A 2407-nucleotide genomic window follows, 5' to 3' on the forward strand; every position below is an offset into this window, starting at 1 on the left:
AGACAGGCTCTCCTGGCTGCCGACCCTGAGGCTGGTCCGCACGATGCTGTGCGTGCCGCGCCGCTCGCGGCCGACCGGCCAGTCGAAGAAGGTAAGGTCGGTGCCCGGTGTCGCTTCGCCGTCGGCATAGAAGAGGTGGTAGGCCGAGGTGTCGTCCTGGTTTACGGTCTTCTTGACCAGCCGCAGACCCAGCACCTTCGTATAAAAATGAAGATTGCCAGGCGCATTGGCGGTGATGGCGGTCAGATGGTGGATACCTGTCAGTTGCAAGCTCATCGTCGTCTCCCTGCTGTTGGGGAACAATTTTCTCCCTCCATATCAGAACTGCGGTCACCCCGCTGAAGGCCTCGTATTCCGACAGTCCGTCGCCGGAAACTGAACAGCGGCGCCCAGAGCACGTCGTCGCTATGAACAATCGGAAGTCGCGAACCTGCCTTCGGCACCGTTCTATGCGGCGAAAAGCGATGCCTTGCCTGCGTCGCGCGCACTGGTCGCAACTATCGTCTCGCGCCTGACATCCTCCTGACAGACTGCTGTCAGGAGGGGTATGCGATAGTACCTCCATACAGAGAGAGGAGACTGGCCATGAACGGTTACACCATTCTGCGCGGCATGCAGCACTATGTCGGCAAGATCCGCACGATGCGCAACGAGATCCGCACCCAGCGGTTCATGAACTCGCTGCCGGCGGATATTCGCAAGGATATCGGCTGGCCGGACATGTATGCGGACCGTGGCCCTCGGGGCAATTGAAGCCAATTTTTCGACCCGGCGATTGGATGTGGGCGCGTCAACGCCCAGATAACAGGTCCGGTGCGTGAGGATGGGAGCGAGCCTATGCCCGAACAGAAGACGATCGGTTTCCTTTTCATCGAAGGTTTTGCCGACTGGGAGTATGGGCTGCTGGCGGCCTCGGCGGTCGAATGGTTCGGCGCCCGTGCCGTGTCGCTGACGCCTGATGGCAACCCAGTGACCGGGATCAGCGGCTTTCGGCTGACGCCCGATCGATCGGCCGGGGCGGATGAGAATGATGATCTCGACGCCATCGCCGTGATCGGCTCCGATGAGTGGGCCGGCAAGGCACCGCCCGATGTTGCTGATCTGCTCAATGCTGTTGCATCGCGCGGCGGCGTGGTCGGCGGCATCTGCGCCGGCACGCTGGCGCTAGCCCGCGCCGGCCTGTTCGAGAAGGCCAGGCATACGAGCAATGGCCGCGACTGGATCAATGGTCATGAGGCCGGCTATGCCGGCGACAGCCTCTATCAGGATGTGCCGCATGCCATGGCCGACGGCAAAATTGTTTCCGCGCCAGGCTCGGCGCCGGGCACCTTCGCGCTCGCCTTTCTGAAGACGCTCTACCCCGAAAGAGGCAGCGATCTCGCTCGGATGCGAACGCTGTTTGCCAAGGAGTATGCTGAAGCCTCCTGACAGTATGCTGTCAGGAGGGCCGTGCAATGGTGCCAGCTTAGGGCACCCGTGCATCGGCGGTCGAAAGGACGATCGATGAAGAGTTGGAACGACAGACTGAGCACACCAGGCATCAACGGCGTCAAGCCGACGCCGCGCACGATGGCCGATGTCGTCGAAGGCCAGCCTATGCTGGTGCCGACAGCGCGCCAGGTCGATGATTTCATCCGCTCGATTCCCGAAGGCGTCGAGATGGATGTGCGTGCGCTGCGTACAGCACTTGCCGTCGAGCATGGCGCCGAAGTGACATGCCCGGTCACCATAGGCTATCATCTGCGCACTGTTGCCGAAGCCGCCAACGAGGACCTCCAGCGCGGCATGACGCCGAGTGACGTGGCACCGTTCTGGCGCGTGCTCGATGCGAAAACACCGACGACGAAGAAATTGTCCTTCGGCGCGGAGTTCGTCGCCGCGCAGCGCAAGCGCGAAGGGCTGAAACCATGAGGCATGCCGCCCAAAAGTGTTCTGCGGTTTTGGGATAACGGCATGCGCGAAAACACGATGCATGCCACCCAGAGGTGGACCGGTTTCGGGCGGCATGCATAGAGACAACGCCGAGGGACCATACGATGCGCCGCGCCGACAGGCTCTTCCAGATCGTGCAGCATCTGCGCGGTGGCCGATTGGTCACCGCCCAGAAGCTCGGCACATGGCTCGAAGTTTCCGAGCGAACCATCTATCGCGACATTGCCGATTTGCAGTCGACCGGAGTGCCGATCGACGGCGAGGCCGGCGTTGGCTACATGATGAGGGAGGGTTTCGACCTTCCGCCGCTGATGTTCACGCGTGACGAGATCGTCGCGCTGGTCGCCGGCGCCCGCATGGTGCGTGCCTTTGGCGGTGCCGCCATGGCGCGGGCCGCCGACGAAGCGCTGGTCAAGATCGGCGCCGTATTGCCCGATGCGGAGAAAGACCGCATCGCCCGCACCGAGATCCACAC

General features: G+C 62.4%; 5 protein-coding genes. 4 read left to right on the plus strand and 1 reads right to left on the minus strand.

Going from position 1 to position 2407, the window contains the following annotated elements:
- Positions 1-276 (minus strand): VOC family protein (locus EN994_RS27380; protein WP_206530514.1); only part of this gene is annotated, 276 nt, incomplete at its 3' end.
- Between the two features lie 309 nt (positions 277-585).
- Between EN994_RS27380 and EN994_RS27385 the strand changes: the two genes are divergently transcribed.
- The 4 genes from EN994_RS27385 to EN994_RS27400 form a co-directional block, all read left to right on the plus strand.
- On the plus strand, positions 586-753 hold the full coding sequence (locus EN994_RS27385; RefSeq protein WP_013529241.1) for a hypothetical protein: 168 nt from the start codon (positions 586-588) through the stop codon (positions 751-753).
- Positions 754-837: 84 nt separating this feature from the next.
- Complete coding sequence (locus tag EN994_RS27390) at positions 838-1428, plus strand: DJ-1/PfpI family protein (protein WP_063169159.1); 591 nt, start codon at positions 838-840, stop codon at positions 1426-1428.
- 75 nt (positions 1429-1503) lie between these two features.
- Positions 1504-1911, plus strand: coding sequence for a hypothetical protein (locus tag EN994_RS27395; protein ID WP_063169160.1), 408 nt, complete (start codon positions 1504-1506; stop codon positions 1909-1911).
- Positions 1912-2036: 125 nt separating this feature from the next.
- The coding region (locus EN994_RS27400; protein WP_127307964.1) for an HTH domain-containing protein at positions 2037-2407 on the plus strand (371 nt) is incomplete at its 3' end.

Origin of the sequence: Mesorhizobium sp. M7A.F.Ca.CA.002.09.1.1 (assembly GCF_003998555.1) — a bacterium.
In the GTDB taxonomy this organism is placed as follows: domain Bacteria; phylum Pseudomonadota; class Alphaproteobacteria; order Rhizobiales; family Rhizobiaceae; genus Mesorhizobium; species Mesorhizobium ciceri.

Bases quoted from the DNA above. Each gene is read 5' to 3' on its own strand.
- EN994_RS27385 (WP_013529241.1), top strand. From the start codon at position 586: ATGAACGGTTACACCATTCTGCGCGGCATGCAGCACTATGTCGGCAAG.
- EN994_RS27390 (WP_063169159.1), top strand. From the start codon at position 838: ATGCCCGAACAGAAGACGATCGGTTTCCTTTTCATCGAAGGTTTTGCC.
- EN994_RS27395 (WP_063169160.1), top strand. From the start codon at position 1,504: ATGAAGAGTTGGAACGACAGACTGAGCACACCAGGCATCAACGGCGTC.